Source organism: Kiritimatiellia bacterium (assembly GCA_028715905.1).
Taxonomy (GTDB): domain Bacteria; phylum Verrucomicrobiota; class Kiritimatiellia; order JAAZAB01; family JAAZAB01; genus JAQUQV01.
This window is the reverse complement of sequence record JAQUQV010000099.1, coordinates 1-5,128: the sequence shown is the minus strand read 5'-3', so window position 1 is coordinate 5,128 and position 5,128 is coordinate 1. Positions and strand designations below refer to the sequence as shown.

Annotated in this window: 4 protein-coding genes and 1 tRNA gene; 4 read left to right on the top strand and 1 reads right to left on the bottom strand. The window is 52.2% G+C overall.

Translation table 11 applies throughout. The features are described 5' to 3' along the window. Positions 1-780: 780 nt before the first annotated feature. Positions 781-936: a hypothetical protein gene (locus PHP98_11600; GenBank protein MDD5484272.1), complete on the bottom strand. Its 156-nt coding sequence runs from the start codon at positions 934-936 to the stop codon at positions 781-783. A 151-nt stretch (positions 937-1,087) separates the two neighbouring features. Between PHP98_11600 and PHP98_11595 the strand changes: the two genes are divergently transcribed. The 4 genes from PHP98_11595 to PHP98_11580 all read left to right on the top strand — a co-directional run bounded on the left by PHP98_11595 (position 1,088) and on the right by PHP98_11580 (position 5,045). After that, positions 1,088-2,308: an ATP-binding protein gene (locus tag PHP98_11595; protein MDD5484271.1), complete on the top strand. Its 1,221-nt coding sequence runs from the start codon at positions 1,088-1,090 to the stop codon at positions 2,306-2,308. A gap of 197 nt (positions 2,309-2,505) precedes the next feature. Then, a complete protein-coding gene (locus PHP98_11590) occupies positions 2,506-3,477 on the top strand; it encodes an NAD-dependent epimerase/dehydratase family protein (GenBank protein ID MDD5484270.1) in 972 nt (323 codons plus the stop codon). Positions 3,478-3,646: 169 nt separating this feature from the next. After that, a complete protein-coding gene (locus tag PHP98_11585; protein MDD5484269.1) occupies positions 3,647-4,873 on the top strand; it encodes a glycosyltransferase family 4 protein in 1,227 nt (408 codons plus the stop codon). A gap of 99 nt (positions 4,874-4,972) precedes the next feature. Then, positions 4,973-5,045 (top strand) — tRNA-Lys (locus tag PHP98_11580). Positions 5,046-5,128: the final 83 nt, after the last annotated feature.

Here is a 5,128-nt window from a genome sequence, read left to right as displayed (position 1 = left end):
CGCGTGCTGAAGGGAGCCTCGTGGGCGGATTGCGCCCCGCTCTTTCTGCGCACCGGCCGGCGCAGCGCGTATGAGCCCGACTATAAATACATCAATCTGGGATTCCGCGTCGTTGCTGAGCCCTCCGTTCCCAAAACTCCGGCCGTTGAGACCCCCGCACCGGACCCCGGCAAGTAGACGCTGCGGGGCTCGAACCCGCGACCCTCTGATTAAGATGAAGCCTTATCCGCCGGCATACCCGGGGAAATTGTCAAGCGGATTACGGGCCACACCAGCGACGCGATGCTGGAAGGTTACGAGCATGTTGACGCGGTCATGATCGGTGGGCTTGCCGCAAAGCTGAGTAATGGAAGACCATTGACCGCACTGCCCCTAGACCGACATCCGGGAGCAGGTCCGGACCGCACTCAACAGGATGAACACGAAGAACTGGAAGACCGTTCGGGCTGATCTCATGGCAAGTATCGCCACGTAGCTCGTGAATTTAAGCCCAGGAGCCGGAAACACGCGTTCTTTTTCACGATTATCTCCTTAATTTTGCATCGCATAAGTTTGCCGCAGATGCAAGGCGGCAAGGGCGCCGCTGTATAAGCATACTGCAAGCCATTCGCAACGAAACAGATGCGGCAAAATCATGCGACCTGTTCTTCGCAAACAAAAGCAATTTTTGAACAATATGTATTTAGACCCATCTGGTTAAAAATATTATTATGTCAAACATCTTGCAACCCCTTGTCCATCAGTTTGTTCTATATAAAACCTGCTTTTGTTTGTGCAAAATTAAGGTAGAATAAAAAACATAACCATGACATCCGAAACCTTGACGACGGCCTCTGGCGTAAGGCGCAACTTCGTGGCGCACATCGCAACGCCCTCGTCGGTCAGACCCCGGATCATGACCGCGAAAAGCGCATCCGGCGCCGGTATGTTTGACATTTCGGCGCGCCGTAACGCTTGATCGGAATTCAGTTGCCGCCAGGCAACCACGCGTCAGTCCGTATATGACAGATGAAACGTCCCTGAACTATTTTATATGAATATAAAAAATGGTTTGACTAATATATGTATCTGTATAGAATAGTTGGCAATGATCAAAAGAGCTTTATATGCAATCGCCTTCGCGGAACAATGGGGGCGCCAGATACGGTTCATTCCCGGTCCCCGCCAGTCCGGGAAAACCACGCTGGCCCGCCAAATGCTTGATGCGGAAGGTTCCGGCAAGTTGTATTACCTCTGGGACTTGCGCAGCGTGCGCCAGCGATACAAAACCAACGAATTGTTTTTTACGGCGGACGCGTTCCCCGCCAGACAGCCGCTCTGGGTGTGCTTTGATGAAATTCATAAAATGCCCAAGTGGAAAAACATCCTGAAGGCGGTTTTTGACGAGACCTCTGAAAAATATCGTTTGATTGTCACCGGCTCGGCCAAGCTGGATGTAACCAAGCGAGCGGGGGACAGCCTGGCCGGACGTTATTTTACCTTCCATTTAATGCCTTTGATGCTTTGTGAAATTATGGGAAGAGCGGAATCCGGCGCAAAAGTTCCGGCATCGGCGCAGGAGTTTGTTGAAAACTGCCGGCAGAATTCGCCGGCGGTTACCGCACAAGATGCGCTTCAGCATTTGCTGGAATACAGCGGATTTCCCGAGCCGTTTCTCCGTCAATCGCGCCCGTTTTACGCCAGATGGGCGCGGGACTATCCGGAAACGGTGATTCGCGAGGATATCGGCGCGCTGACCCGGATTATTGATCGCGAATATATTCACGATTTATACAATTTACTTCCCGGCCTGGCGGGAAGCCCGCTGTCGGTCTCATCCCTGGCATCGCACCTGCAAATCAGTCCGATCACGGCAAAAAATTATCTGAGACGGCTGGAAGATTTTTTCCTCGTTTTTTCCATCCGGCCCTATTCGCGCAATATCAAGCGTTCGCTTCTGAAAACCGGAAAATATTATTTATACGATTGGACGCGGATTGCCGATCCGGGCGCGCGTTTTGAGAATTATGTGGCTTGCGAACTGAAAACAAGGCTGATGCTGTGGAGCGATGCCACGGGCGATCCCTACGAACTGTTTTATATCCGCAACAAGCAGAAGCAGGAAACTGATTTTATGATTGCTCACAATAGCAAGCCGTGGTTGCTCGTGGAAGCCAAATTGAGCGATGGGCCAATAGATGCGCATCATTTTCAGGCGGCTGCGGCTTTGGGGAATATCCCGCTGGCCCAGATTTGCCGGCAACCGCAGATAGCGTCAATGCAAAAACGCGCCGTTTACCGCATTTCGGCAACGGGTATCTTTGGTTGAAAAGATTGATCTTGGCGCTTTCCACCCGCATGAATGAGGTATTACCATTGGAATGTCTTTCGCCTTGTTTTTTACTGAGGATTGGCTAATGTTTTTCCCGTTCCCTTGCAAATTGTGTTCAGGAAACGTTTTTTAAAAGACCGAAGCGGAAAGCAAAGAAACATCTTTCTTCACAGAAAATTCATGGGAGATGACAAATGAAAAAAAACGTGTTAGTGGCAGGCGCGGGCGGATTCATCGGCGGGCACCTTGTTGCCCGGCTTAAAAATGAGGGCTTTTGGGTGCGTGGCGTTGATTTAAAGCATCACGAATACACCAAACTGCCGGCGGACGAGTTTGTTATCGGCGATTTGCGCGACCAGGCTTTATGCGCCCGGGCCGCGGAGGGCATAGACGAAGTGTATCAGCTGGCGGCGGATATGGGCGGCGCCGGTTATATTTTTACCAAAGAACATGACGCCGACATCATGCATAATTCCGCCACCGTCAATCTGAACATGCTGGAAGCGGGACGCAAAGCCGGCGTGACAAAGTTTTTCTATTCCTCATCCGCCTGCATTTATCCGGAATATAACCAGATGGATCCCGACAACCCGAAATGCTCAGAAGAATCCGCCTATCCGGCCGCGCCCGATAGCGAATATGGCTGGGAAAAATTATTCAGTGAGCGTTTATACCTGGCATACCAGCGAAATTACGGCCTGGAAGTGCACATCGCCCGATTTCATAATATTTTTGGCCCGCTGGGCACCTGGCAGGGCGGCCGCGAAAAGGCGCCGGCTGCCATGTGCCGCAAGGTGGCCATGGCGCCCGACGGCGCTGAAATTGAAATCTGGGGGGACGGCAAGCAAACCCGATCATTTCTTTATATTGACGAATGTCTGGAGGGCGTGCGCCGTTTGATGGAATCAAATTTCAGCGGTCCGGTGAATATCGGGTCCGACGAAATGGTGACCATCAACCGCCTCGTTGAAATGACAATGGAGATCGCGCAGAAAAAGCTCTCCATCAAGCATGTTCCGGGCCCTTTGGGTGTGCGGGGACGCAATTCTGACAACCGGTTGATCCGCGAAAAGCTGGGTTGGGCGCCATCCTGCGCCCTGCAAGACGGCCTGCGCAAAACTTATGCCTGGATTGCACAGCAGGCGCAAAAACCGCCGGCTACCTGAAATACCGTTTTTTTTGCGTTTTTCCCCTGACAACATTCTAACATTCTGCAGAATGTTAGAATGTTTTACGCGGCAGAACTGCGGGGAGAGCATAAAAACATTGCTTTTTTCGATTCTGACGGCTAATGTCTACTGAATGTGGAACACCTGATCAGTTATCTCATATCCAATGCCCCTTTCCCACAAAAAACCAACGGTGCTGGCGCTCAGCCAGGTGTATGTTCCCGATCCGGCCTCGGTCGGCCAGCATATGGCCGATGCGGCCGCTCAACTGGTCCAACGCGGTTTTCGGGTCATAGCGTTGACCTCGCGCCGCGGTTATGAAAATCCCGCAAAAATCTATCCTTCCCGCGAAGTGATAGACGGAGTTGAGGTGCGCCGGCTGCCCTTGTCATCCTTCGGAAAAAAATCCATGGTTCTGAGGGCGTTGGCCGGCGTGCTTTTTGTCATACAATGCATTATGAAAGGGTTATTTGTCCGCAACCTGGACCGGATTCTGGTCAGCACTTCCCCGCCGGTTTGTCTTCTGGCGGCGTTGGCGATCTGTTTTATCCGCCACGCGCCAATCAAGTTCTGGGTGATGGACTTGAACCCGGATCAATTAATTGCGCTGGGCAAAACAAAGCCGGGCTCTTTTTTGGCGCAAATGTTTGACCGCTTCAATCGTCTGTTCCTCCGCAAGGCCGACAAAATCGTCGTGCTGGATCGTTTCATGGCCGACAGGGTCAATCGCAAAACCCAGGTGACGGACAAGATGGCAATTATACCGCCCTGGCCGCATGAGGAGCATTTAACCCCGCTTGCGCATGAAGGCAACCCGTTTCGCGCATGCCAGGGATTAACCGGCAAAAAAGTGATAATGTTCAGCGGGAACCTGAGCATTTGTTCCCCGGTAACAACCATTCTGCAAGCGGCTTTGCGCGTCATGGACCTGGAAAAACTCCTGTTTTTGTTTATCGGCGGCGGGTTGGGGCGCCGCGAGGTTGAGGATGTGATGATCCGGCTTCATCCGCGCAATATTCAAATGCTGCCCTATCAGCCGCTGGCGGAGATTCGTTATTCGCTTTCGGCCGCCGACATTCACCTGGTATCATTGGGCGAACAAATGTCCGGGATCATTCACCCCTGCAAAATATACGGCGCCATGGCCGTTGGCCGCCCCATCCTGTATCTCGGCCCGGCCGATAGTTTTATTATGGATATATTGAATCAATATCCGATTGGATGGCATGTTGCGCATGGAGACATTGACAATGCCGAGCGGGTTATCCGCGAGATAGAGCGTCTTCCGGCGGAACAATTGTCATCCATGGGCGCTTTGGCCTTCCGCGTGGTGTCCGAAAAATTCAGCAAGGCCAAGCTCTCCGCTCAATTCTGCGAGTTTATTGCCCGATAGCGAGGGGGGGCAAAAAAACATGCGCGGTTTTCCCCGTTTCCGTTTTTTTCAGGTTTTTATCGCTTGCCTTTTTTGGGCCAATCTTTTATTTTCCAGCTCGGACGCTTAGCTCAGTTGGTAGAGCATCTGACTCTTAATCAGAGGGTCGCGGGTTCGAGCCCCGCAGCGTCTACGAAAAATCCGCAGAGTGCTCCGCGGCTTGCCGCGGGGGGTGAATGCGTTTATTTATTTGGGCGCGAATAGCGCCCCTGAAAT